Genomic DNA, 21,246 nt, shown 5'->3' on the forward strand with positions numbered 1-21,246 from the left:
AAGCGGATGAGAAGAGTTGTAGCGGCGCTCAGTCTTATAGGTTTGGCCCTGGCCCAGGAGGGCCACCGGGTGGCCATTACCCACCCCGTCTCCCCCTTCAACCGGGAGACCAACTTCCTCCTCATCTGGGTCTTGGTCTTCTCCGTTTTGATCTTTGGGGTGGTGGCTGGGGCTCTGGCCTACATCACCTGGAAGTTCCGGGCCAAACCCGGTCAGGAAGGGGAGCCAGCCCAGTTCCACGGCAATGACCGGTTGGAAGTGGTCTGGACGGTGATCCCCATCCTGATCGTCTTCGTTCTTTTCGGCCTGACGGCCCGGAGCCTTATCCAAGTCAACCAGCTTCCTGCCGGAGCCTTGAAGGTGGAGGTGACGGGCTACCAGTTCTGGTGGGACTTTAACTATCCTGAGCTGGGCTTCCGCACCTCCAACGAGCTCATCCTGCCCGCAGGGGTGCCGGTGGTGCTGGAGGTCACCTCCAAGGACGTGATCCACTCCTTCTGGGTGCCGGGCCTTGCAGGAAAAAGGGACGCCATTCCGGGACAAAAGACCCTTCTCTCCTTTACACCGGAAAAACCGGGCAACTACTACGGCTTCTGTGCCGAGCTCTGCGGTCCCAGCCACTCCCGCATGCTCTTCCGGGCCATCGTGGTGCCCAAAGAAGAGTTTGATCGGTTTGTGGCCGCGGCCAAGAACTACACGCCTCCTGTGGCCGATGCCCAGGGGCAACAGGTTTTCCAGCAGAACTGCATGGCCTGCCACTCGGTACAGGCCAAGATGCCTCCTGCGGTCATCGGGCCGGAGTTGGCCTTCACCGGAAACCGGGTCAGCCTGGCGGCGGGCATCGTGGACTACACCCCCGAGAATATGAAGGCCTGGATCAGAGATCCTGCGGCCATGAAGCCTGGGGTCAAGATGCCGGGCTTCCCCCAGCTTTCCGAGGAGGACCTGAACGCTTTGGTCCGCTACCTGGATGGGCTTAAGGTGGAGGGTTTTGACTTCAAGGCGTTGCCTAAGTTCTAAGGAGGTACGGGCAGATGGCCATCGCAACCAAGCCAAAAGCCGGTTTCTGGGCGATCCTTTGGGATCTCCTGACCACGGTAGACCATAAGAAGATCGGGCTCTTGTACACGGCCACCGCCTTCTTCGCCTTCGCTTTGGCCGGGGTATTTTCCCTCCTAATCCGGGCGCAGCTGGCGGTGCCCAACAACAACCTCCTTACGGGGGAGCAGTACAACCAGATTCTCACCCTGCACGGGGCCACCATGCTCTTCTTCTTCATCATCCAGGCCGGGCTCACCGGCTTTGGGAACTTCGTGGTGCCCCTGATGCTAGGGGCCAGGGATGTGGCCCTGCCCCGGGTGAACGCCTTCAGCTACTGGGCTTTTCTGGGAGCCATCATCCTGGCCCTGATGAGCTACCTCTTCCCCGGTGGAGCTCCCAGCGTGGGCTGGACCTTCTACTACCCCTTCTCCGTGCAGTCGGGTAGCGGGGTGGACTTCTACATGGCCGCCATCCTGCTCCTGGGCTTTTCCAGCCTCTTGGGCAACGCCAACTTCATCGCCACCATCTACAACCTCAGGGCCCAAGGGATGAGCATGTGGAAGATGCCCATGTACGTGTGGAGCGTCTTTGCCGCCAGCGTTCTCAACCTTTTCAGCTTGGCGGGCCTGACCTCGGCTACCCTCTTGGTGCTTTTGGAGCGGAAGATCGGGCTTTCCTGGTTCAATCCTGATGTTGGTGGGGATCCGGTCCTGTTCCAGCAGTTCTTCTGGTTCTACTCCCACCCCACGGTGTACGTGATGCTTCTGCCCTATCTGGGCATCCTGGCGGAGGTGGCCTCCACCTTTGCCCGCAAGCCCCTTTTCGGCTACAAGCAGATGGTCTGGGCCCAGATGGGCATCGTGGTGCTGGGGACCATGGTCTGGGCCCACCACATGTTCACCGTGGGGGAGTCCACCATCTTCCAGATCGCCTTCGCCTTCTTTACCGCCCTCATCGCCGTGCCCACCGGGGTGAAGCTTTTCAACTTGATCGGTACCCTTTGGGCTGGGCACCTGCAGATGAAGACTCCCCTCCTTTGGGTGCTGGGCTTCATCTTCAACTTCCTCCTGGGTGGCATCACCGGGGTCATGCTCTCCATGACCCCTTTGGACTACCACTTCCACGACTCCTACTTCGTGGTGGCCCACTTCCACAACGTCTTGATGGCGGGGTCGGGCTTCGGGGCCTTCGCCGGGCTTTACTACTGGTGGCCCAAGATGACGGGCCGCATGTACGACGAGCGCCTGGGGCGGCTCCACTTCTGGCTCTTCCTGGTGGGCTACCTGACGGTCTTCCTACCCCAGTACGCCCTGGGCTTCCTGGGGATGCCCCGCCGGTACTACACCTACAATGCGGACATCGCCGGCTGGCCGGAGCTTAACCTGATCTCCACCATTGGGGCCTTCATCCTGGGCCTCGGGGGTCTGGTCTGGATCTACGTTATGTGGAAGAGCCTGCGCTCCGGGGAGAAGGCTCCGGATAACCCCTGGGGTGGCTACACCCTGGAGTGGCTCACCAGCTCCCCGCCCAAGGCCCATAACTTTGACGTGGCCCTGCCCAAGGACTTCCCCTCTGAGCGGCCTCTCTACGACTGGGCCAAGAAGGGGGTGGAGCTGAAGCCCGAAGACCCCAGCCACATCCACCTGCCCAATAGCTCCTTCTGGCCCTTTTACTCCGCCGCTACCCTCTTCGCCTTCTTTGTTTCCGTGGCGGCCCTGCCTGTGCCCAACGTGTGGATGTGGGTCTTCCTGGCCCTCTTCGTCTACGGCCTGATCAGGTGGGCCCTCGAGGACGAGTACAGCCACCCGGTGGAGCACCACACCCTTTCGGGTAAGTCCAACGCCTGGATGGGGATGGCCTGGTTCATGGTTTCGGAAGTGGGCCTCTTCGCCATCCTCATCGCCGGCTACCTCTACCTGCGCCTTACCGGGGCGGCGGTACCCCCGGAGGAACGGCCTGCCCTTTGGCTTGCCCTCCTCAACACCTTCTTCCTGGTGAGCTCCTCCTTCACCGTCCACTTCGCCCACCACGACCTGAGGCGTGGCCGCTTCAGCCCCTTCCGCTTTGGCCTTTTGGTCACCATCATCCTGGGCGTCCTCTTCTTCCTGGTCCAGTCCTACGAGTTCTACGAGTTCCACCATCACTCCAGCTGGCAGGAAAACCTCTGGACCGCCACCTTCTTCACCATCGTGGGCCTCCACGGCCTGCACGTGGTCATCGGGGGCTTTGGCCTCATCCTGGCCTACCTCCAGGCCCTTAGGGGCAAGGTTACCCAGCACCACCACGGCACCCTCGAGGCGGCCAGCATGTACTGGCACCTGGTGGATGCGGTCTGGCTGGTGATCGTGACCATCTTCTACGTCTGGTGATCCCTTTGGATCTTGGCCCCCGCCCAGGAGGCGGGGGCTTTGCTATCTATGGGAAGGGATGCGCCTTTTGGTAGTGGATTTTGATTACTTTTTCCCCGTGCCCCAAGACCCTGAGGACCCTATGGCCCCCCTTTACGCCTGGGCCCACTTTGAAACCCCTTACTACCTGGGGGAGGTTTGGGAGGAACGGGCTTTGGCCTTCCTCCTAAGGGGGCTTCCCCTGCCCCAGGCCCGGGGATGGGAGGGATTCTGGGAGCGCTTTGCCTTCGCCCCGGAGGCCCGCCTTTACTATGCGGATTCCAACGCCTTGGCCTTCCATCCAGAGGTGCGCCAGGGAGTGCGGGAGGTGGTGCTCTTTGATGCCCATCACGATGCGGGCTACCGCCCTTTGGGCGAGGAACCCGCCTGCGACGACTGGATGGTCTATTACGCCCGCCAAGGGGCCAGGCTTAGGGTTTTCTACCCTTCCTGGCGCGATCCTTCCCTGGAGCCCGCGCCTGTGGTTCCTGTGGAGAGGGTCAAGGATCCTGGGGGGCCGGTGGAAGGTATCTTCCAGCGGGTGTTCCTCTGCCGCAGCGGGGCCTGGGTCCCCCCTTGGGCCGACGAGGCCTTTTTCGCCTTCTTGGAGGCGGCTCCCCTGCCCAAGGTGGCCCTGGAGGCGGTGGCGCGGAGGCCATTCGACCTCGAGGGCCTAAGGCGCAGGGTGCGGGAGGAGGCTTTTGGGCTGGCCTTCCTGGAGCGGCTCAGGGGCTTGAGGTAGTCTTTGGGCTCAAGGCTTCCTGGGCCTCGAGCGCCGGCGCCAGAGGTGCCAGGCCACACCCCCCACCAGGAGGAAGGGAACCGGGGCCATCACCAAAATCCCCCACCAGCTTGGCCCCAGGTCGCTGGGGCGGGTTTCGGTGTGGTGGGCCAGGGCCAGGCTAAGGGCCACCAAAGAAGAAATGCCGCACCGTCGCCACATACTGCCCCTCGGGGAGCAAAATGGACACCAGGGCCAGGAGGAGAAGGGGAGGCAAAAGGATGGCGTAGACCAGGCCCACCCGCTCAAAGCGCAGGTGCATGAAGTAGGCCACGATAAGCCCCGCTTTGAGGAGGGCAAAGGCGGTGATGAGGAAGCGCCGTAAACCCAGAGGTTCCACCTTGAAGTAGTCCAGGAGGTAGGACAGGGTGCTGAGGAGAAAGAGGAGTCCCCAGACCACTAGATAGGTGCCGATGGGCTGGTGCTGTTCCCCCCGATGGATCTCCGTGCCGTGGTTCATGCTGCCTCCTAGAACAGGTAAAAGAAGGCAAAGATGAAAACCCAGACCAAATCCACGAAGTGCCAGTAAAGCCCCGCCACCTCCACCCCCACGTAGCTTCCCGCCCGGTCGTAAACCCCTTTCAGGACCCTTATGGCCACGGCCGTGAGGTAGATAACCCCGGCGGTGACGTGGAGGCCGTGGAAGCCGGTGAGCATGAAGAAGGAGGAGCCAAACTGGGGAGCCCCCATGGGATTGCCCCAGGGGCGGAAGCCCAGATCCCGGATGAGGTGGGTCCACTCGTAGGCCTGCATGCTCACGAAGCTGAGGCCCAAAAGGGCGGTCAGGGCTAGGAAAAGGGCAGTGCGGGGCTTGTTGCGGTTATAGGCGTGGTACACGGCGATGGCCATGGTGCCGCTGGAGCTGATCAGGATCACGGTCATGATGGCGATGAGAAGGAGGGGAATCTCGCGCTCGCCGATGTGGAGGGCGAAGACCTTGCCAGGGTCGGGCCAGGGCAGGGTGGCGGAGAGGCGGGCGGCTGCATAGCCCGTGAGGAAGCAGCCGAAGATGAAGGTGTCGGAGAGGAGGAAAATCCACATCATGGCCTTGGCCCAGACCACCTTGAAGGCGGAAAGGTCGCTTCCCCAGTCCCCGGCCAGCGCCCTTAGGAAGTGCGGCAGGCGTAGGGTTTTCTCCTCCATACTCCCCCCTCCTTAGGTCCAGAGAAACAGGGCGTAAAGCACCAGCCAGACGCCCAAGAGGTAGTGCCAGTACCATGCGCAAGGCCGAAGGCCCTTCCCTTCCCGGACAAAGACCCAGGCCAGGGCCAGCCCTCCCCCCAGGAGGTGCAGGCCGTGGAGGGCGGTGATCAGGTAGAAGAAGGCGCTGGCGGGATTGCCCGCTGGGGCATAGCCCAGGCTCAGAAGGAGCCGCCAGGCCAGGAGCTGGCCCAGGATGAAGCCCGTTCCCAAAAGCCCGCCGCCCAGGGCCCAGGGTCTTGCCTGGGGCCAGGCCTCGAGGCGGGCCGCTCGTTCCAGGGCCAGGCTGGCCAGAAGGAGCACAAGGGTGTTGAGCCAGAGAAGGGGAGGCTTGGGCAGGGCCTGCCAGTCGGGAAGGCCCATGCGCACCAGGTAGGCGCTCACCAAAGCGGCAAAGAGGCTGGTGATGGCGGCGAGCGGGACGAGAAGGCCCACCTGCCCTGGGGGAAGGGAAAAGGCGTCTTCTGGCCCCTCTCCTCCGCCGAGCTCTCGGCCCGGGGGCCCTTTTGGAGGAAGCTTAGGCCTTTCCTCCACCTTGGGCATGATCTTCCCCTCCACTGCCTCCCGCCACCACCGGGGGAGCGTTTTGCGGGATAAAGTCCTCTTTAGCCCCTGGGGGGCTGTACTCGTAGGCCCAGCGGTACACCACGGGAGGGGGCTCGTGCCCCCAGTTGCCGTGGGGTGGGGGTGTGGGGGCCTGCCACTCCAAGGTGGTCGCCCGCCAGGGGTTGTCTGGGGCCTTCTTCCCGCGGAAGTAGGAGTAGACCAGGTTGAAGCCGAAAAGGAGCTGGGCTAGGCCCACCAGGAGAGCCACCACGGTGATGAACTCGTTCAAGGGGCGCACGGAGGGGGGCAGGAAGGAAAGCCCTTCAAAGGTGTTGTACCGCCTCGGTACCCCCAGAAGGCCCAGGAAGTGCATGGGGAAGAAGATCAGGTAGGTGCCCACGAAGGTGGCCCAGAAGTGGATTCTCCCCAGGGTCTCGTTGAGCATCCGACCCGTGGCCTTGGGGTACCAGTGGTAGATGCCCCCGAAGATGGCCACGATGGCGGCCACGCCCATGACCATGTGGAAATGGGCCACCACGAAGTAGGTGTCCTGAAGGGGGAAGTCCACGATGACGTTGCCCAGGAAGAGCCCCGTAAGCCCTCCCACCACGAAGGTGTTGAGGAAGGCGATGGCGAAGAGCATGGGCACGGTGAGCTGGATCTTTCCCCGCCACAGGGTGAGAAGCCAGTTGTAGGTTTTGATGGCCGAGGGAATGGCCACGATCAGGGTGGTGGTGGCAAAGAAGAAGCCAAAATAGGGGTTCATGCCGCTGGTGTACATGTGGTGGGCCCAGACCACGAAGGAGATGGCGGCGATGGCCACCAGGGAGAAGACCATCATTCCGTAGCCAAAGATGGGCTTGCGGGCGTGTACCGAAACCAGCTCGGAGATAAGCCCCATGGCGGGGAGGATGACGATGTAGACCTCGGGATGGCCAAAGTACCAGAAGAGGTGTTGCCAAAGAAGGGGGCTTCCTCCCTCGTAGGGCAGGCGTTGGCCAAACTGCAGCACCGCGGGCATGAAGAAGCTGGTGTGCAGGGTGCGGTCCAAAAGCAGCATGACCCCGCCCACGAAGAGGGCAGGGAAGGCGAGGAGGGCCATGATGGAGGCGATAAAGATCCCCCAGACCGCCAGGGGCATCCGCATCAGGGTCATTCCCTTGGTGCGGAGCTGGAGCACGGTGGTCACGTAGTTGAGCCCGCCCATGGTGGCGGCCACGATGAAGAGCAGGAGGGAGACCAGCATGAGGACGATCCCCCAGTCGTACCCGGGGGTGCCCCGGGTGATGGCCTGGGGTGGGTAGAGGGTCCAGCCTGCCCCGGTGGGCCCTCCCGGCACGAAGAAGGAGGCCAGAAGCACCAGGACGGAAAGCAGGTAGACCCAGTAGGACAGCATGTTGACAAAGGGGTAGGCCATGTCCCGCGCTCCCAGCATGAGGGGGATGAGGAAGTTGCCCGAACCCCCCCAGGAGCAGGGCGGTGAGCAGATAGATGACCATGATCATGCCGTGGAGGGTCATGGCCTGGTAGTACCTTCCCGCATCCAGGACACCTGGGAAAGCCAGCTCGAGGCGCATGGCCCAGGAGAGGGCCATGCCGATGGCCCCCACCAGAAGGGCGGTGAGCGTGTACTGGATGGCGATCACCTTGTGGTCCTGGCTGAAGACGTACCGGCTCCAGAAGCTTCGGGGCTCCGGGCCAATGCGGTGGTCATGGTAACCGGGAAACTCCATGGCTCCTCCTTACCGGCCCAGGGACTGGGCCACGCTGGGCTGGGCTTTAATCCAGGCCTGGAACTCTTCAGGCTTCATCACCAGGACCTGGCCCAGCATGCGGGCATGGCCTATGCCGCAGTACTCGGCGCAGACCACCTGGAACTGGCCGAGGGCGGTGGGGGTGAACCAGATGCGGGTTACCATACCCGGGACCACGTCCATCTTGATCCGGAACTCGGGAACGTAGAAGCTGTGGATGACGTCGTTGGCCCGGAGGAGGAGTAGAACGGGTTCTCCCAAAGGGAGCCGCAAGGGACCCCCGATGACCAGGATGTCGTCCCGGGCGGGGGGATCCTCGAGGTCCAAGCCAAAGGGATTGGCGGGAGAAGCTTTCTGGATGGACGTCCTTCCTAGCTTCCCGTCCGGTCCCGGATAACGGTAGCTCCAGAGCCACTGCTGGGCAAGGACTTCTACCGTGAAGGTTTCCTTTGGGGGGTGGACCAGGTGGTTGTAGAAGTAAAGTCCTGGGGCCAGAAGGACCACGATGCCCAGGGTGGTGAGCCAGATTAGCTTCCGCTCCAGCCTCGGTTCCTCCGGGAGGTACTTTGCGGGCTCCTTGTGGTAGCGATGGATGCTGTAGGCCAAAAAGAGGTTGACGCCAGCGTAGGCCAAACCGGTAAGAAGAAGGGAAAGAAGGATGATCTGATCTATGGAACCCCAGTTGGAGGCCAGGGGCGTAAACCACCAGGGCCGAAGGAGCGCAAGCCCAACGGCGCCCGCCACCATCGCTACCAGGGCCACAACCAGAAAGGCCCGCTGCATAAGGGGTTCCCTCCTTTAGCTTAACACCCAAGTCTATCATAGGGGAAAGGGACAAATGTCCCACCCCTTTGGTCCCCTCACCTGGACAAGCCTTTATCCTTCCCCTATAATCACTAAGGCTGTTGGGCCGTTAGCTCAGCTGGCAGAGCAACCGACTTTTAATCGGTAGGTCGCAGGTTCGAATCCTGCACGGCCCACCAAGCCAGGGCCCCATCGTCTAGCGGTCAGGACGCGGCCCTCTCAAGGCCGAAACGGGGGTTCGATTCCCCCTGGGGTCACCACGGGCGGCTAGCTCAGCTGGTCAGAGCGCTCGCCTTACAAGCGAGAGGTCAGAGGTTCAAATCCTCTGCCGCCCACCACGATGGAAACACAAAACTTCCCCCCTCGGTAGCGAGGGGGGAAGATGCTTTGAGGGCTTGTTTGAGGGCTTTAGGCTTCCTTGGCGAGGAGGCTCCGCACCGCCTCGGGGAGGGTTTCCCCGGGAAAGAGGGTCCGAAAGCGCTGGGCCAGGTCCCGGAGCAGAGGACGTAGGGTTTCGTCCCGTAAGGCCTGGGGGTAAAGGGCTTCCATCTCGCTGAGAAGGGATTGTCTGGCCACGTGCCGAGCCACCAGGAGGGCTTCCCCCTCGAGGCCCGTGGGCCGGCCTCGCTTGAGGCGCTCCGCCTCCTTGCGCACCCAGGGGCTTTCCAGAAGGCGGCGGCAGGTGGGGCAGGGATGCTTGGGGCTGGGGCTTCCGCAGATGGGGCAGGGCTCGCCCCGATCCTTTTGCAAAAGGGCCAGGGCGGCCCGGGCTACCTTTTCCCGTAGCTCCAGGGGGGCTTTTTCCGCCAGCTCCAGGGCCCGGCGGCTTGCCCATAGGAGGCGCTCGGGGTTTTCCGGGGTTTTGGGGGCTTCTGGCTCCTTCTCCAGGGGCCCCACCACAAAGCGGATCTCCTTCACCACCCCTGGAAACCGCTCCTCGTAGCGTCGCAAAAGGGCCAGGCGGCTATAGGTGAGCTGGTGGGCGGTGACGGGGTCCGCCACGCGCACGGTGAGGACACCCCCCTCGAGGGCCAGGGGCTCGCTGAGCTGGGCAAGCTCCCTGCCCACCACCTCCCGCCAGGCGGCCAGCACCAGACCCCGCTTCAGCTTTTCCTTCCCCCCGGCCTTCTTGAGGGCCTCGGGGATCACCTCTTTAAGCCGCCAGGGCATGCCCACCCTCCCGGGAGGGTCAGCATAGGACCACCCCTCCTTCCACCCAGCATACCGGCACCCCCTCGGGGGCCCAAAGCCCCGCCAGGATGGCCTGGGGTAGGGTGCGGGTATAGGCCAGAACCGCCTGCCGTTTGCCCTCGTCCAGCTCCTCGCTCCACTCGTCCACCAGGAGAAGGGGGGCTTCCCCATGGTGCTCGGAAAGCAGGCGGTGCTCGGCCAGGCGCAGGGCCAGGGCCACCCCTTTGGCTTCCCCCCGGCTTCCAAAGCGGTGGACCGGCCGTCCTGAGAGCAGGAAGACCAGGTCGTCGCGGTGGGGGCCCACCAGGGTCTGCCCCCGGGCCAGCTCCTCCTCCCTCCGGTTCCTTAGGGCCTCGAGGAGATCCCCCGGGGCGGTTTCCTCCAGAAGAAGCCTCACCTCCCCCGGGGCCAGGCTCCGGTGGACGGATTGGAATATGGGCAAGAACCGCTTTAAGAAGCGCCTTCTAAAGGCCATGATCTCCGTGCCGTAGCGGGCCAGCTCCTGATCCCATACGGAAAGCCCGTTCCCCCCGGCCTTCAAAAGGACGTTTCGCTGGCGCAGGGCCTTTTCGTAGGCGGAAAGAAGGGCGGCGTACCGGCGGGAGAAGCGCCCGATCAGGCGATCCAGAAAGGCCCGCCTCTCCTCCCGGCTTCCCAGCACCACCTCCACGTCCTCAGGCAGGACCAGGACCGAGCCCGGAAGCTCGTGAAGAGCCCTTAGGCTCACCGCCTTCTCGTTCAGCACGATCTCCCTTCCCTCCGGCCTCAGCCGTTGCTCGATCCGGTATAGACCCAGCTCGGTTTCCACCTCCGCCTGCAGCCAGGCTTCCTCCTCTCCGAAACGGATCAGGTCGGCCAAGGAAGCCCGGACCTCGCCTCCAAGGGCCAGGTGGATGCCGAGGAGGAGGCTGGTCTTCCCCTGGGCGTTCCCTCCCACCAGGGCGAAAAGGCCCTGAGGGGGCTGGAAGGCCGAGAGGGCCAGGTTGCGGAAGTTCCGCTGGCGGAAGACGAGGAGCCGCATCTAGATCCTTGCCCGGCGAAAGAGGAAGGGAAGGGCCAGGAGGGCCACGAGGAGGAGGATAGCCCCCAGGAGGTAGGGGGCCTCAGGGGAAAGGCGGTAGAGGCCTGTACCCAGAACAGGCCCGAGCATCCGGCCCAGGGCCTGGGCGGAGGCGTTCAAGCCTGCCACCAGGCCTTGTTCCCCTTCCCCCACGGCCAGGGAGAGGGCGGCGGTGACCCCCGGCCCCGCCATGGCCGCCCCCGCCCCCTGCAGGGCTAGGCCCAGGGCCAAAAGGGGAAAGCCATGGGCCACCACCAAAAGGAGAAAGCCCAGGATGCCCACGGGTAGCCCAAGGAGGAGGAGGGTCCTAGGCGGCCAGGAGAAGCGCCGCACCAGGAAACCCTGGATGAAGACCGCCACAAAGCCGTAAAGCACCAGGGCAAGCCCCACGCTCCTGGCGGTTTCCACCCCCGAAAGCCCGAGGCGGTCTTGGAAGTAGAAGGCGATGGTCTGCTCGAGGGCCACCCCGGAAAGGTTCAGGGAAAACCCCAGGAGGAGAAGGGGGAAGACCCTTCCATCCCAGGGGGAAAGGTGCCCCACCTCCTGCGATCCCTGGGGCCTGGATTCCGGCAGGACCAGGGCCACGAAGAGGGCGTTGAGGAAGGCGATGCCGGAGGAGAAGAACACCGGGGCCAGGAGGCCAAACCATGCGGCAAGCCCCGCCCCCAAGGCGGGCCCCAGGATGACCGCCAGGCCGAAGGCTGCCCCCAAGAGGGCCATGCCCGCGGTGCGGTTTTCCCGCCCGGTGATATCGGCCACGTAGGCCTGGGCGGTGGGTAGGGTGGCGGAGCTGAAGGCCCCGCCAAGAAGCCGGGCCAGGAGGAGGAGAGGGAAGAGGAGGCTCGCGGAGACCAGCCCCCTTTGGCCCAAAAGGGCAAAGAGGCCAAAGAGGAGGAAACTCACGGCAAAGCCCAGGATGCCCAGGAGGAGGATGGGCTTCCTGCCCTTCTCGCTCAGCCTCCCCCAGACGGGGGAAAGGAGGAACTGCATGAGGGCGTAGCCGGTGGAGAAAAGACCCACCTGGACCTCGGTGAGCCCCAGCTCCCGGCCCAAAGGCCCCAGGATGGGGAAGAGGATGGAAAGCCCCAGGATGCTGTTGAAAAGGGTCAGGAAGAGGAGGCCTACAGGGGACATGCCCTAGAGTTTATCCGAAGCGGCCGGTGATGTAGGCCTCGGTGCGGGGGTCCTTGGGTTTGGTGAAGATGGACTCGGTGGGGCCGAACTCCACCATCTCCCCGTTGAGGAAGAAGGCAGTGTAGTCGGAAACCCGGGCGGCCTGTTGCATGTTGTGGGTCACGATGACGATGGTCACCTGCTCCTTCAGGGAGAGGAGGAGGTCCTCTATGGCCTGGGTGGAGATGGGATCCAGGCTGGCGGTGGGCTCGTCCATAAGCAGGACCTCCGGCTCCACCGCCAGGGCCCGGGCGATGGTGAGGCGTTGTTGCTGTCCTCCGGAAAGGCCGCTCGCCGGGGTGCGCAGGCGATCCTTGACCTCGTCCCACAGGGCAGCGCCCCGCAGGGCCCTTTCCACCGCCTCGTCCAGGCGGCGCTTGTCCCTTATGCCCACCAGCTTAAGACCCGCCGCCACGTTGTCGTAGATGGACATGGTGGGGAAGGCTGTGGGTTTTTGGAAGACCATCCCCACCCGCCTCCGCACCAGAACCGGGTCCACCCCGGGGGCGTAGATGTTTTCCCCGTCCAGGAGGACCTCCCCTTCCACCCGGGCGATGGGGGTGAGGTCGTGCATGCGGTTTAGGGCCCTTAGGAATGTGGTCTTGCCGCATCCGGAGGGCCCGATGAGGGCGGTGATCCGGTGGCGGTAGATGGGGAGGTTTACCCCGCCCCCGACCCCCACGCCCACCCGGTTTCCGTAGCGGACCACTAGCCCTTTGGATTCCATGTGGGTGCCCACGGTTTCCTTGGTTTCCGGTAACATTTAGAACCTCCTCCTCGAGGCCCAGCGGGCCAGCAGGCTCGTCAGGGTGATGAGCCCAAAGAGCACCAGCCCCGCAGCCCAGGCCTGGCGGTGCCAGTCCTCGTAGGGGCTGATGGCAAAGGCGAAAAGCCGCAGGGGAAGGGTGTCCATGGGCTTAAGGGGGTTTAGCTCCAAGAGAGGACTGCCAAAGGCGGTGAAGAGGAGGGGCGCTGCTTCCCCCGCCGCCCGGGCGAAGGCCAGAAGAACCCCCGTGATGAGCCCGGCCCGGGCCGTGGGCAGGACCAGGGAAAGGATCACCCGCCAGCGGGGAAGCCCCAGGGCCAGGCCGGCTTCACGGATCTCCTTGGGCACCAGGCTGAGCACCCCCTCGGTGCTCCGGGCCAGGATGGGGATCATGAGGAAGCCCAAGGCGAAGGCTCCCGAGAGACCCGAAAACCCCCCCATGGGCTTTACGATGAGGATGAAGGCCAAAAGCCCAAAGAGGATGGCGGGCATGCCGTTTAAGGTGTCGGAGAGGAGGCGGAGGTACGGGTTCACCGGATGGTCGGGATACTCGGCCAGGAGGATCCCGGCGGCCAGGCCAAAGGGCAGGGCGATGAGAAGCCCAAGCCCGTCCACGATCAGGGTACCCACGATGGCTTGCCTGAGCCCCCCTCCGGTTTCCCCGGGGGGGCGCATGTCCTTAAGGAAGAAATCCAGGTTAAGGGCGCCTGCCCCTTGGCTTAAGGCGTAGGCCAGCACCAAAAGCAGGATGAGGAAGGCAAGCCCCGTACCCAGGCCCACCAGGGCCATCATGAAGCGCTCCTTGCGGTAGCGGGCTCTAAGGGCCAGGTTTTTTTCCAGGCTCCTCAGGTTGCCGGCAGGAAGCATCACAGTACCCCCTTGACCAGGCGCTCCTGGCGCCGGAGGACGTAGGCCGCCGCGAAGTTCACCGCCATGGAAACCCAGAAGAGAAGGAAGCCCACGGCGATCAAGGCGGAAAGGTGCAGGTCCTCCACGGCCTCGGTGAACTCGTTGGCGATCACGCTGGGCATGGTGGCCGCCCCGCCGAAGAGGGTGTAGGGAAGCTTGTGGGAGTTGCCGATGACCATGGTGACCGCCATGGTTTCCCCCACCGCCCGGGCCAGGGCCAAAAAGGCCCCGGCGATGATCCCGCCCTGGGCCAAAGGAAGGATGGCCATGCGCATCACTTCCCAGCGGGTCGCCCCCAAGGCGTAGGCGGCCTCCCGATGCTCCTTGGGCACCAGGGCGATGGCATCCCGGGCTAAGGCGGCGGTGTAGGGGACGATCATGGAGGCCAGGATCAAAACGGCGGTCATCAGCCCATATCCCGTGGGTACCCCCAGGATGGGCACCAACCAAGGCGCATGCTCCGCCGCCCACATGTAGAGGGGAAGCTGTACCTGGTCCCGGATCCACGGGGCCAAGACGAAGATGCCCCAAAGGCCGTAGACCACGCTGGGTACTGCGGCCATGAGGTCCAGGAGAAAGTTGATCACCTGGGCGAGCCACCTGGGGGCATACTCGGCGGCGAAGATGGCTGCGGCCAGGGCGGGGAAAAAGGAGAGCAAAAGAGCCGAGAGGCTCACGATCACCGTGCCCAAGATGTACGGCCAGGCCCCGAAGGACTTCTGGATCACAGGGTCCCACTCCCTACCCAGGGCAAACCCCAAAAGCCCAAATCGCTTCAGGGCCAGGCTTCCCCCCTGATAGAGCTCGTAGGCCATGAGCACGGCCAAGGCCACCACACCCAGGGCCAGGAGAAGGAGAGCCCAGGCAAAGATCCGGTCGCCGAAATGGGTGTACAGCCGCTTCATGGATAACCCCTTTTCAAGATAAGGGGTGGCCCCGGAAAAGGCCACCCCTGGGGCAAGGGTGTTTCTAGCGCCCCGTGATCTCTTTGCCGATGGGCTTGCCCTGGTAGGTGACCCGGGAGAGGAGAGCCAGGGCCCGCTGTTGGGGCACGGAGGCCAGGGCCCCGTAGGTGAGGGGCTCGTTGTACTTCTGCCCGTCGGTGAGGATCCACTTCACGAACTCCACCAGGGCCCGGGCCTCAGCCTCGCTCTTCACCGCCTTGTTGGCGGAGAGGTCCTCGTAAAGGAGGAGGTAGGTGAAGCTGGCGATGGGATAGCCGCCAGGCTCGGAGGTGTCGGTGATGGAAACCCGCATATCCCCGGGAAGGGGTACGTTGGCGGCAGCCTTGATGCTGGGGAGGTCCGCCAGGATGAACCGTCCCGACTTATTCTGCACCGCCCCGTAGCTCAGGTTGTTCTGCTTGGCGTAGGTGACCTCCACGTAGCCGATGGCGCCGGGAGTCTGTTTGACCACCCCGGCCACGCCCTCGTTGCCCTTGCCTCCCACGCCCACGGGCCACTGGACGCTGGTGCCCCGCCCCACCTTGCTGGCCCACTCGGGGGAAACCTTGGAAAGGTAATCCACCCAGACGTAGGTGGTGCCGGAGCCGTCGGAGCGGTGCACCACGGTGATGGGCAGGGGAGGAAGCTTCACGTTGGGGTTGAGGTCCTGGAGAGCAGGGTCGTTCCAGGTCTTGATCTTGCCCAGGTAGATGTCCGCCAGCACGGGTCCGGTGAAGCGCAGGGGTTCCCGCACCCCAGGAAGGTTATAGACCGGGACCAACGCCCCCAGGGCATAAGCGATGTTGAGGGCGTTGGTCTTGAAGCGGGTGCGTACATCCTTCATGACCTGGTCGGTCAGGGGGGCGTCGCTGGCGCCGAAGTGCACCGTCTGCTCCAGGAACTGCCGGATACCCCCGCCGGAGCCGATGGACTGGTAGTTGATGCGCACCTTGCCCCCGGTGAGCCGGGTGTACTCGTCCCCGTACTTGGCCATCAGGGGGTAGGGGAAGGTGGCCCCCGCCCCCACCAGGGTGATCACTTCTTGCGCCCATGCCGAAGCCGCTAGTGCCAATGCTCCCAAAACCGTTGCCGTTAGCCGTCGCATCCGAAACCTCCCACCTGTACTCTGGCAGCCCTTTGTCAGGAGAAGGTCAAGGCGTTTGCCTGGGGCTTCCCCTCGAGGCCTGCCAGGTTGTAAAGCCCCTGGCGGATTACCGCGCCCCCCAAAAGCCTCTCCCCCTGGTAGAACACGGCGCTTTGCCCCGGGGTCACGGCGAAGACCGGGGTGGCGAAGCGAAGGCGCAAGGGGTTTAAGGACTCCACCTTGGCCCTTACGGGAGGGGTGCGGTAGCGCACCTGGACCTCCACCTCCTCGGGAAGCTCGGCCAGGAGGTTGGCCTCCTCTCCCTCAAGCCCTAGCCAAAGGGTAGCCTCCCTGGGCCCCACGTAGACCACGTTGGCCAGGGGGTCCACACCCACCACGTACCGCTCCAGGTGGGGCTTGAACAGGCCGAGGCCCTTTCGCTGGCCGATGGTGTAGAGGCTTGCTCCTTGGTGCTCTCCCACCACCTCCCCGGTGAGGGCGTCCACCAGGGGACCGGGGCGGACCTCGAGCCTTTCCCTCAGGAACTCCTTCAGGTCCCCGGCCACGAAGCAGAGGTTCTGGCTTTCCGGCTTCCTGGCGGTGGGAAGCCCGGCCCTTTCCGCCAGGGCCCGCACCTCAGCCTTGGTCATCCCCCCCACGGGGAAGAGGAGGTGGGGAAGGGCCTCCTTGGGGGTTCCCCAGAGGAAGTAGCTCTGGTCCTTCAGGGGGTCTATTCCCCGGAGAAGGCTTTCCCCCTCCCGGCGCACGTAGTGCCCCGTGGCCACATAGTCCAGGCCCAGGCGCTGGGCCTGCTTGAGGAGGGCCCCGAACTTGACGAAGGTGTTGCAGCGGGCGCAGGGGTTGGGGGTGCGGCCTTGGGCGTAGTCCTTCAGGAAGGGCTTTATGATCTCCTCCTCAAAGGTCTCCCGGTAGTCCAAGAGGTAGAAGGGGATGCCCAGGGTTTCCGCCACCCTCCGGGCCTCGTAGGCGGCCTCGGGGGTGCAGCAACTTTCCCAGGCCCGCCCCTGGGGGAACTCCAGGACAGGCCGAGGGGGCTCATCGGGCCAGAAGCGCATCATGGCCCCCACCACCTCGTACCCCGCCTCCTTCAGGAGGTAAGCGGAGACGGAGGAGTCCACGCCCCCAGACATGGCCACCAGAACCTTCTTGCTCATGCCACCACCCGTTCGCCCAGGGCGGCCTCCGTGCTCCTTATGGCCACCTCCGCCATCGCCGGGGTGGGCTCGGCCACGGTGAGGGCCTGGAAGCGGAAGCCAAGCTCCCTCAAGAACAGGGAAATGGGGTCGTTGTGCCGGGCGGAGAAGTAGAGGAGTTCGAAGGCCAAGGCCGCCACCACCGGCAGGAAGAGGACCCGGGCCAGTAGCCGCCACCAGAGCACCTCCGGGGCGGGAATGAGGCTGTAGACCAAGATGGAGACCACGATGACGAAGGCGAGGAAGGTGGTGCCGCACCGGGGGTGGAAGCGGGGCTGGGCCATGACGTTTTCCACGGTGAGGGGAAGCCCCTTTTCAAAGGCGTGGATGGCCTTGTGCTCCGCCCCGTGGTACATGAAGAAGCGCTTGATCTCCGGCAGGCGTCCGATGAAGCGGAGGTAACCCACCAGGATGCCCACCTTGAGGAGGCCGGCCAGGAGGTTGTAGAGGAGAGGAAAGCGGGCAGCATCCAGGAGGAGGCCAGCCAGGAACCCGGGCAGCACGATGAAGAGGGCGATGCCCAGAAGGAGGCTCACCGCCACCGTGCCCCACAGGGCCCCCTTGGGCATTTCCTCTTCGCCCCCCACCAGCTCGGCGCTGCGGGCCAGGGCCCGGTAGCTCACGGAAAGGGCATCCCAGAGGGCCACCACCCCCCGGATCAGGGGGAGCTTGGCCCAGGGGTAGCGCTGGCTTAGGGCGGGCTCCTCGTGGCGCTCCACGTGGATTTGGCCGTCGGGAAGGCGCACCGCCAGGGCCCAGGCCCAGGGAGCCTTCATCATCACCCCCTCGAGGGCCGCCGAACCCCCCAGGGCCACCTGCTTGGCGAGCAAAAGAAGCCGCATCCCTCCCATTCTGCCATGGGGGCGTGGTATCTTCCAAGCGTGATCACCTTGCATGCTTTAGAGGCCACGTTGGCGGAGGGGAAGGCTCCTTTGAAGGTGGTGTGGGTTAAGAAGGGGGAGCTTACCCCTCAAGGGGAGGCCTTGGACGTCCGCCTGGGAGGGCTTCTCCGCCAGGCCATGGCCGGGGTAGGGTTCAAGGGGGAGGCGGGGGAGAACCTCTTGCTTTCCACCCCCGAGGGGCATTTCCTCCTCTTCGGCCTGGACGAGGATCCGCGGGCCACGGGGGGAAGGCTGGCCCAGGCGCTCGCCAAGCTATCCTTCCCCGAGGTTCTGGTGGAGGCCCTCGAGGCCTATCCCCTGGCGGAAGGGATTCTCTTGGGGGCGTACCGCTTTGACCGCTACAAGGGCTCCAGGGAGGAAAAGCCCGTGGCCATCCAGCTTTCCGGGGCTAACCCGGAGGAGGTGGAAAGGGCGAAGAAGGTGGCGGAAGGCGTTTACTGGGCCCGTGACCTGGTGAACGAGCCTCCCAACGTCCTCACCCCGGAGGCCCTGGCGGAGGCGGCCCTTTCCCTTAAGGTCTTCGGGGTAGAAGTGGAGGTTCTGGACGAGGAGGCCATCCAGGCTTTGGGCATGGGGGCCTTCCTGACGGTGGCCCAGGGCTCGGAGAACCCCCCCCGTTTCATCGCCCTGCGCTATGCTCCCGAAGGCGCCCGGGAGAGGCTGGACCTGGTGGGCAAGGGGCTCACCTTTGACTCCGGGGGCTACTCCCTCAAGCCCACGGAGGGCATGGCCACCATGAAGGGGGACATGGCCGGGGGAGCGGCGGTCCTCGGGGCCATGAAGAGCGCCGCCCTCCTGGGCCTGCCCGTGGAGATCCGGGGCTACATCGCCGCCTGCGAGAACATGGTTTCGGGCCGGGCCTACCGGCTAGGGGATGTGCTCAAGACCCTTTCCGGGAAGACGGTGGAGGTGATGAACACCGACGCCGAAGGAAGGCTCACCCTGGCGGATGCCCTGGCCTATGCGGAACGCCAGGGAGCCAAGCGGATCCTGGAGCTTTCCACCCTCACGGGCTCGGCGGTGGTGGCCCTGGGGGAGGAGGTGGCCGCTCTCTTCGCCACGGAGGAAACCTGGGGGAAGCAGGTGGAGGAGGCGGCGAAGAAGGCGGGGGAGAAGGTCTGGCCCCTGCCCCTGGAGAAGGCCTACCGGGAGAAGCTGAAAAGCCCCGTGGCCGATCTTAAGAACGTGGGGGACCGGAACGGCGGGGCCATCACCGCGGCCCTTTTCCTGACGGAGTTCGTTTCGGTGCCTTTGGTGCACCTGGATATCGCCGGGCCGGCCTTTGCCAAAAAGGCTCACGCCTTAGGTCCTGAGGGGGGCACGGGGTTTGGGGTGAGGACGGTCCTCAAAGTGGCCCAAGGGCTGAGCGAAGGTTAAAAAGCCCCACCCTGCCTCCGGGCAGGGTGGGAGCCTATAGAACCCTTACTCCTGGCAGTTGGGGCAAAGCCCCCGGAACTCCAGCCGGAAGTTCTCCAGAGCCCAGCCGGACTTTTCGGCGGCAGCCTTTTGCGCCTGGGAGAGGTCCAGCTCCGGCAGGTTCTTCAAGAGGAGGTCCTCCACCTTCCCACAGGAGGTGCAGACCAGGTGCACGTGGGGCTCGTTGTAGCCGTCGTAACGGGTCAGGCCCTTGGGGTCGCGGAACTCGTAGATGAGGCCGTGTTCCCGCAGGACGTGGAGGTTCAGGTATACGGTGGAAAGGCCGATGTCGTAGCCCCGCTTCTTAAGGCCGTTGTAGAGCTCCTCGGGGGTGGGGTGGACGTTCTTGCGATCCAGGTAGCTTAGGATCCGCTCGCGGGGCAGGGTGTGCCTGAGCCCAACCGCCTTTAGCCGCGCCCGGTAGTTTTCCTTTTCCCTCATCCTTGGCATAGCTCCTCCTTCCTTTCAATTCCAGTATACACAGGTCGTGTGCAAATGCAACACTCAAATTGGGTAAAAGGTGGTATAGACTTTCCCTCTCCTTTTGGGAAGGGTTTTTCTCAGGGAGTGTTCCCCAAGTTTAGGTAAAGTTCCAGGTTCTTCCATTATGCCATACCCTTGTCCAAGGCCACGGGTTGTCCGCGGTATAATGGACCCATCTTGGACCGGCCCGTCTACCGCATCCTGCACTTGGTCTTCGCCCTGGGTTTGGCCCATGCCCTTTTCCTTTTGGGGCAGGAGGGGGTCAGGGCGTATGAGCTCGCCCGGGAGCGAGCCAGGCTGGAGGAAGCCCTGCGCCAGGCGGAGGCCCGGGTGGCCCGCCTCGAGGCCGAGGTGAAGGCGGTCAAGGATCCCGCTTACCTGGAAGCCCTGGTCCGCAGGTTGGGTTTTGTGCGGCAAGAGGAGATACTAAGGAGGCGATGAGGGAAGACCCGGCGGCACTCTTTCTGGAGGATGAGGCCCTCACCGACGGCCTCACCGATGAGGAAGCGGAAACCCTTCTTTCCTGGCTTTTGGACCTGGCGCGGGAGGCCAGCCCCTCCCAGCTGGCCCATCTGAGAAGGCTGGGGCACGAGATCACGCGCCTTTCCCGCGACTACGGCCTGCCGGTGGAGGAGCTTATCGGCCTGGTGGAGCTGGCCTGGGGGGAGGCGGATGCCCCTGGCCTGCAGGCCTAGAAGACCAGGGCTTTGAGGAGTTCCCGCACCTCCAGAAGCCTGGGGGGCGGGGGAGTGAGGCGGTAGATGAGGGAAACCTGTAAGGCGGCCTCCTCCTCCAGGGGCTTGAGCACCACCCCGGGGTGGGGAAAGACCCGGTAAGGGGCCAGGGTGAGGTAGACCCCTACCCCGGCGGCTACCAGGCTCACCGCCTGGGAAAACCGGGCCACCTCCCGGGCCACCCGGGGCGTGAAACCCGCCCGGCGGAACACCTCCATGAAGGCCTCGTAAAGGGGGGGCAGGGTTTCCTTGGGGAGGAGGAGGAAGGGCTCCTCCTTGAGGGCCTTAAGGGGTACCCGTTCCCTCGAGGCCAGGGGATGCCCCTCGGGCAGGGCCACCACGATGGGCACCCGTAGGAGGGGTTCTTGGCCGATGATGGGGTCCTCCACCTGAAGCCCCGCCAGGCCGTAGTCCAGCTGGCCTTCCTTGAGGGCCTTGACCTGCTCAGGGGTGTGCATCTCCAGGATCTCCACCGGCTGGCCCAGGCCGCGGCGCAGGTGGTCCAGAAGGGGCATGAGGTCGGGAAGGAGGTTTTCCGGAACCCCGAAGCGGAGTTCTTCCCGATTGGCCCGCCGCACCCGGGCCCTTAAGGCCTCCACCTCCTGCAAAAGTTGTCGGCCCTCCCGCACCAGCACCTCCCCCGCCGGGGTGAGGCGGAAGGGCCTACGTTCCAGGAGCCTCACCCCGAGTTCCTGCTCGAGGGCCTGGATCTGCTGGGAAAGGGTGGGCTGGGAGAGGTAGGCCTTCTCCGCCGCCCGGTGGAAGTTCTTCTCCTCGGCTAGAAGAAGGAAAAGCCGCAGGCGGCGCAGGTCCATGATAAGGTTAGCTTATCACCACGATCCAGGCTTTTCTATTGG

23 protein-coding genes, 3 tRNA genes and 1 pseudogene are annotated in these 21,246 nt (G+C 64.3%); 9 read left to right on the top strand and 18 right to left on the bottom strand.

The window, feature by feature from the left end; genetic code table 11:
• Nucleotides 1-6 precede the first annotated feature (6 nt).
• The 3 genes from coxB to TNMX_RS10185 are packed head-to-tail and all read left to right on the top strand — an operon-like array spanning nt 7 to nt 4,170.
• The gene (coxB, locus tag TNMX_RS10175; protein ID WP_038031784.1) at nt 7-1,020 is read left to right on the top strand and encodes a cytochrome c oxidase subunit II; all 1,014 of its coding nucleotides are present in this window, start codon (nt 7-9) and stop codon (nt 1,018-1,020) included.
• Nucleotides 1,021-1,034: 14 nt separating this feature from the next.
• On the top strand, nt 1,035-3,410 hold the full coding sequence (gene ctaD / locus TNMX_RS10180) for a cytochrome c oxidase subunit I (protein ID WP_038031786.1): 2,376 nt from the start codon (nt 1,035-1,037) through the stop codon (nt 3,408-3,410).
• Nucleotides 3,411-3,468: 58 nt separating this feature from the next.
• Nucleotides 3,469-4,170 (top strand): hypothetical protein, encoded by a 702-nt coding sequence (locus TNMX_RS10185; RefSeq protein WP_038031788.1) that lies wholly within the window; start codon nt 3,469-3,471, stop codon nt 4,168-4,170.
• 9 nt (nt 4,171-4,179) lie between these two features.
• Here the strand turns inward: TNMX_RS10185 and TNMX_RS12895 are convergent, their stop codons facing one another.
• The 7 genes and pseudogenes from TNMX_RS12895 to TNMX_RS10210 form a co-directional block, all read right to left on the bottom strand.
• Nucleotides 4,180-4,344: a hypothetical protein gene (locus TNMX_RS12895; protein WP_156919450.1), complete on the bottom strand. Its 165-nt coding sequence runs from the start codon at nt 4,342-4,344 to the stop codon at nt 4,180-4,182.
• Entirely contained in the window at nt 4,331-4,669 is a 339-nt protein-coding gene (locus tag TNMX_RS10190) for a cytochrome C oxidase subunit IV family protein (RefSeq protein ID WP_015716037.1), read from the bottom strand. The genes TNMX_RS12895 and TNMX_RS10190 overlap by 14 nt, the downstream gene beginning before the upstream one ends.
• A gap of 8 nt (nt 4,670-4,677) precedes the next feature.
• Nucleotides 4,678-5,352, bottom strand: coding sequence for a cytochrome c oxidase subunit 3 (locus TNMX_RS10195; protein WP_015716038.1), 675 nt, complete (start codon nt 5,350-5,352; stop codon nt 4,678-4,680).
• A gap of 12 nt (nt 5,353-5,364) precedes the next feature.
• Nucleotides 5,365-5,952 (bottom strand): cytochrome c oxidase subunit 3, encoded by a 588-nt coding sequence (locus TNMX_RS12900; protein ID WP_015716039.1) that lies wholly within the window; start codon nt 5,950-5,952, stop codon nt 5,365-5,367.
• Complete coding sequence (locus TNMX_RS10205; protein ID WP_253269395.1) at nt 5,927-7,390, bottom strand: cbb3-type cytochrome c oxidase subunit I; 1,464 nt, start codon at nt 7,388-7,390, stop codon at nt 5,927-5,929. Before TNMX_RS10205 ends, TNMX_RS12900 begins: the two co-directional genes overlap by 26 nt.
• 76 nt (nt 7,391-7,466) lie before the next feature.
• Nucleotides 7,467-7,688, bottom strand: a pseudogene (locus TNMX_RS13625) (cytochrome c oxidase subunit I); the annotation flags it as partial.
• A gap of 9 nt (nt 7,689-7,697) precedes the next feature.
• Nucleotides 7,698-8,492: a cytochrome c oxidase subunit II gene (locus tag TNMX_RS10210; RefSeq protein ID WP_015716041.1), complete on the bottom strand. Its 795-nt coding sequence runs from the start codon at nt 8,490-8,492 to the stop codon at nt 7,698-7,700.
• 124 nt (nt 8,493-8,616) lie between these two features.
• Between TNMX_RS10210 and TNMX_RS10215 the strand changes: the two genes are divergently transcribed.
• From TNMX_RS10215 to TNMX_RS10225, 3 genes are all read left to right on the top strand, one after another.
• A tRNA-Lys gene (locus TNMX_RS10215) sits at nt 8,617-8,692 on the top strand.
• A gap of 6 nt (nt 8,693-8,698) precedes the next feature.
• Nucleotides 8,699-8,773, top strand: a tRNA-Glu gene (locus TNMX_RS10220).
• A 1-nt stretch (nt 8,774) separates the two neighbouring features.
• Nucleotides 8,775-8,851, top strand: a tRNA-Val gene (locus TNMX_RS10225).
• 70 nt (nt 8,852-8,921) lie between these two features.
• Here TNMX_RS10225 and TNMX_RS10230 read toward each other — a convergent pair.
• The 9 genes from TNMX_RS10230 to TNMX_RS10270 form a co-directional block, all read right to left on the bottom strand.
• The gene (locus TNMX_RS10230) at nt 8,922-9,683 is read right to left on the bottom strand and encodes a DUF721 domain-containing protein (RefSeq protein ID WP_038031790.1); all 762 of its coding nucleotides are present in this window, start codon (nt 9,681-9,683) and stop codon (nt 8,922-8,924) included.
• 19 nt (nt 9,684-9,702) lie between these two features.
• A complete protein-coding gene (gene recF, locus TNMX_RS10235) occupies nt 9,703-10,725 on the bottom strand; it encodes a DNA replication and repair protein RecF (RefSeq protein WP_038031792.1) in 1,023 nt (340 codons plus the stop codon).
• Entirely contained in the window at nt 10,726-11,898 is a 1,173-nt protein-coding gene (locus TNMX_RS10240) for an MFS transporter (protein ID WP_038031794.1), read from the bottom strand.
• A gap of 10 nt (nt 11,899-11,908) precedes the next feature.
• Nucleotides 11,909-12,676: a phosphate ABC transporter ATP-binding protein PstB gene (gene pstB, locus TNMX_RS10245; protein ID WP_370687363.1), complete on the bottom strand. Its 768-nt coding sequence runs from the start codon at nt 12,674-12,676 to the stop codon at nt 11,909-11,911.
• Nucleotides 12,677-12,700: 24 nt separating this feature from the next.
• On the bottom strand, nt 12,701-13,570 hold the full coding sequence (gene pstA / locus TNMX_RS10250) for a phosphate ABC transporter permease PstA (protein ID WP_051909143.1): 870 nt from the start codon (nt 13,568-13,570) through the stop codon (nt 12,701-12,703).
• Nucleotides 13,570-14,517 (bottom strand): phosphate ABC transporter permease subunit PstC, encoded by a 948-nt coding sequence (gene pstC / locus TNMX_RS10255; RefSeq protein ID WP_224065403.1) that lies wholly within the window; start codon nt 14,515-14,517, stop codon nt 13,570-13,572. Before pstC ends, pstA begins: the two co-directional genes overlap by 1 nt.
• Before the next feature lie 64 nt (nt 14,518-14,581).
• Complete coding sequence (gene pstS, locus TNMX_RS10260) at nt 14,582-15,661, bottom strand: phosphate ABC transporter substrate-binding protein PstS (protein WP_038031797.1); 1,080 nt, start codon at nt 15,659-15,661, stop codon at nt 14,582-14,584.
• 35 nt (nt 15,662-15,696) lie between these two features.
• Nucleotides 15,697-16,815 (bottom strand): tRNA 2-thiouridine(34) synthase MnmA, encoded by a 1,119-nt coding sequence (gene mnmA / locus TNMX_RS10265; protein WP_038031798.1) that lies wholly within the window; start codon nt 16,813-16,815, stop codon nt 15,697-15,699.
• Nucleotides 16,812-17,696, bottom strand: coding sequence for a DUF1385 domain-containing protein (locus TNMX_RS10270; protein WP_038031799.1), 885 nt, complete (start codon nt 17,694-17,696; stop codon nt 16,812-16,814). The genes mnmA and TNMX_RS10270 overlap by 4 nt, the downstream gene beginning before the upstream one ends.
• Before the next feature lie 15 nt (nt 17,697-17,711).
• Between TNMX_RS10270 and TNMX_RS10275 the strand changes: the two genes are divergently transcribed.
• Nucleotides 17,712-19,133, top strand: coding sequence for a leucyl aminopeptidase (locus TNMX_RS10275; RefSeq protein ID WP_371180294.1), 1,422 nt, complete (start codon nt 17,712-17,714; stop codon nt 19,131-19,133).
• A 45-nt stretch (nt 19,134-19,178) separates the two neighbouring features.
• On the opposite strand, the gene TNMX_RS10280 is transcribed toward TNMX_RS10275, so the two are convergent.
• Entirely contained in the window at nt 19,179-19,622 is a 444-nt protein-coding gene (locus TNMX_RS10280; protein WP_015716054.1) for a Fur family transcriptional regulator, read from the bottom strand.
• 210 nt (nt 19,623-19,832) lie between these two features.
• Here TNMX_RS10280 and TNMX_RS10285 point away from each other — a divergent pair, with 210 nt between their 5' ends.
• Nucleotides 19,833-20,096, top strand: coding sequence for a septum formation initiator family protein (locus TNMX_RS10285; protein WP_172640117.1), 264 nt, complete (start codon nt 19,833-19,835; stop codon nt 20,094-20,096).
• Nucleotides 20,093-20,350 carry a hypothetical protein gene (locus TNMX_RS10290; RefSeq protein ID WP_015716056.1) on the top strand — a complete coding sequence of 86 codons (258 nt, stop codon included), beginning with the start codon at nt 20,093-20,095 and terminating at the stop codon, nt 20,348-20,350. The genes TNMX_RS10285 and TNMX_RS10290 overlap by 4 nt, the downstream gene beginning before the upstream one ends.
• On the opposite strand, the gene TNMX_RS10295 is transcribed toward TNMX_RS10290, so the two are convergent.
• Complete coding sequence (locus TNMX_RS10295) at nt 20,347-21,204, bottom strand: LysR family transcriptional regulator (protein ID WP_038031802.1); 858 nt, start codon at nt 21,202-21,204, stop codon at nt 20,347-20,349. The genes TNMX_RS10290 and TNMX_RS10295 overlap by 4 nt on opposite strands.
• Nucleotides 21,205-21,246: the final 42 nt, after the last annotated feature.

Source organism: Thermus sp. NMX2.A1, from assembly GCF_000511705.1.
In the GTDB taxonomy this organism is placed as follows: domain Bacteria; phylum Deinococcota; class Deinococci; order Deinococcales; family Thermaceae; genus Thermus; species Thermus scotoductus.

What these genes read in the sequence shown, in the direction of transcription:
- coxB (WP_038031784.1), top strand. Translation starts at nt 7, where the DNA reads ATGAGAAGAGTTGTAGCGGCGCTCAGTCTTATAGGTTTGGCCCTGGCC.
- ctaD (WP_038031786.1), top strand. Translation starts at nt 1,035, where the DNA reads ATGGCCATCGCAACCAAGCCAAAAGCCGGTTTCTGGGCGATCCTTTGG.
- TNMX_RS10185 (WP_038031788.1), top strand. Translation starts at nt 3,469, where the DNA reads ATGCGCCTTTTGGTAGTGGATTTTGATTACTTTTTCCCCGTGCCCCAA.
- TNMX_RS10190 (WP_015716037.1), bottom strand. Translation starts at nt 4,669, where the DNA reads ATGAACCACGGCACGGAGATCCATCGGGGGGAACAGCACCAGCCCATC.
- TNMX_RS10195 (WP_015716038.1), bottom strand. Translation starts at nt 5,352, where the DNA reads ATGGAGGAGAAAACCCTACGCCTGCCGCACTTCCTAAGGGCGCTGGCC.
- TNMX_RS12900 (WP_015716039.1), bottom strand. Translation starts at nt 5,952, where the DNA reads ATGCCCAAGGTGGAGGAAAGGCCTAAGCTTCCTCCAAAAGGGCCCCCG.
- TNMX_RS10205 (WP_253269395.1), bottom strand. Translation starts at nt 7,390, where the DNA reads ATGCTGGGAGCGCGGGACATGGCCTACCCCTTTGTCAACATGCTGTCC.
- TNMX_RS10210 (WP_015716041.1), bottom strand. Translation starts at nt 8,492, where the DNA reads ATGCAGCGGGCCTTTCTGGTTGTGGCCCTGGTAGCGATGGTGGCGGGC.
- TNMX_RS10230 (WP_038031790.1), bottom strand. Translation starts at nt 9,683, where the DNA reads ATGCCCTGGCGGCTTAAAGAGGTGATCCCCGAGGCCCTCAAGAAGGCC.
- recF (WP_038031792.1), bottom strand. Translation starts at nt 10,725, where the DNA reads ATGCGGCTCCTCGTCTTCCGCCAGCGGAACTTCCGCAACCTGGCCCTC.
- TNMX_RS10240 (WP_038031794.1), bottom strand. Translation starts at nt 11,898, where the DNA reads ATGTCCCCTGTAGGCCTCCTCTTCCTGACCCTTTTCAACAGCATCCTG.
- pstA (WP_051909143.1), bottom strand. Translation starts at nt 13,570, where the DNA reads ATGCTTCCTGCCGGCAACCTGAGGAGCCTGGAAAAAAACCTGGCCCTT.
- pstC (WP_224065403.1), bottom strand. Translation starts at nt 14,517, where the DNA reads ATGAAGCGGCTGTACACCCATTTCGGCGACCGGATCTTTGCCTGGGCT.
- pstS (WP_038031797.1), bottom strand. Translation starts at nt 15,661, where the DNA reads ATGCGACGGCTAACGGCAACGGTTTTGGGAGCATTGGCACTAGCGGCT.
- mnmA (WP_038031798.1), bottom strand. Translation starts at nt 16,815, where the DNA reads ATGAGCAAGAAGGTTCTGGTGGCCATGTCTGGGGGCGTGGACTCCTCC.
- TNMX_RS10270 (WP_038031799.1), bottom strand. Translation starts at nt 17,696, where the DNA reads ATGCGGCTTCTTTTGCTCGCCAAGCAGGTGGCCCTGGGGGGTTCGGCG.
- TNMX_RS10275 (WP_371180294.1), top strand. Translation starts at nt 17,712, where the DNA reads ATGGGGGCGTGGTATCTTCCAAGCGTGATCACCTTGCATGCTTTAGAG.
- TNMX_RS10280 (WP_015716054.1), bottom strand. Translation starts at nt 19,622, where the DNA reads ATGCCAAGGATGAGGGAAAAGGAAAACTACCGGGCGCGGCTAAAGGCG.
- TNMX_RS10290 (WP_015716056.1), top strand. Translation starts at nt 20,093, where the DNA reads ATGAGGGAAGACCCGGCGGCACTCTTTCTGGAGGATGAGGCCCTCACC.
- TNMX_RS10295 (WP_038031802.1), bottom strand. Translation starts at nt 21,204, where the DNA reads ATGGACCTGCGCCGCCTGCGGCTTTTCCTTCTTCTAGCCGAGGAGAAG.